This is a genomic window from Vibrio sp. HM8-C, from assembly GCF_058630515.1.
In genome coordinates this window covers 1-1,230 of record NZ_JBMMKS010000037.1, presented here as the reverse complement: position 1 = coordinate 1,230, position 1,230 = coordinate 1, and the positions used below count along the sequence as shown (strand labels likewise).

Here is a 1,230-nt window from a genome sequence, read left to right as displayed (position 1 = left end):
TGAATCGCCACTACTTCAGTAGACGACTTTTAGCCTCATTAAAATACTGACGCTCATACTCTAACGGCGATAGCCCATCATTGGAACTATGCTGTCGTTTCGGGTTGTAAAACATCTCAATATAATTAAACACATCCATCTTTGCGTCGTCTCTGGTCGCATAGATTTTTCGCTTAATTCGTTCACGTTTCAGCAGTTGAAAGAAACTCTCTGCTACTGCGTTATCATGGCAGTTACCTCGGCGGCTCATACTACCTTCCAAACCATGCGCGCTTAGAAACTCACTCCAATCATGGCTCGTATATTGGCTTCCTTGATCTGAATGAACCAGCACTTTGCCAGCAGGTTTACGACGCCATACCGCCATTAATAAAGCATCTAGCGCAAGCTCTTTGGTGATACGACTGCCCATTGACCAACCAATAATTCGTCGTGAGAACAAGTCCATTACAGCGCCAAGATAGAGCCAGCCTTCATGCGTTTTGATGTATGTAATATCCGTTACCCAAGCCGTGTTGGGCGCTAATGGATCGAATTGCCGTTCTAAACGATTTGGCGTAACAACGTGTTGCTCACCACTAGGCGCTCTCGGTTTTCGATAGCCAACTTGCGCTCGCAGTCCTGCTCGCTGCATCAGGCGATGCACACGATTAATACCGCATTGCTCGCCAAGATCACGCAGATCTCGATGGAGTTTGCGGTATCCATAGACGCCTCCGGACTCAAGCCAACATTGTTTGAGTTGGCCTGTAAGTCGTTCATTGTCACGTTGTCGCTTCGACTTTGCGCAGCTCCTCCACGCGTAATACCCGCTCGGATGAACATCAAACAACTGACACAGATGTCGCACAGAGTGACTGTGATGATGCTCTTGGATAAAGGCGTATCTTACTCGGGGTGGCTTGCGAAGTACGCCGCGGCTTTTTTTAACAGGTCGCGCTCTTCAGTAACACGCTTAAGCTCTTTTTGTAATCGTCGAATTTCTGCGGACTCAGCAGACTGCTGAAGGTGTTCCTCAGAGTCAGGACCATAGCGCTTAATCCAGGCGTAAAGACTGTGTGTGGTGGTACCTAAACGCTGAGCAACATCAGCAACAGAATGGCCGGCAACAGTGACTTGTTTCACTGCTTCGATTTTGAATTGTTCGGGGTAACGTTTATGGCTCATGGACACCTCTTTTTTAGCTAGTTTATCTAACTAAAAGGCGTCTAGGAAATCAGTGGCGATTCA

The 1,230-nt window shown here is 47.5% G+C and carries 1 protein-coding gene; it reads right to left on the bottom strand.

Going from position 1 to position 1,230, the window contains the following annotated elements; translation table 11 throughout:
- Window positions 1-10: 10 nt before the first annotated feature.
- A protein-coding gene (locus tag ACOSVQ_RS20610) for an IS3 family transposase (RefSeq protein WP_222766819.1) occupies window positions 11-1,167 on the bottom strand; the annotation gives its coding sequence in 2 pieces (ribosomal slippage) (window positions 11-930 and window positions 930-1,167; 1,158 coding nt in all).
- Window positions 1,168-1,230: the final 63 nt, after the last annotated feature.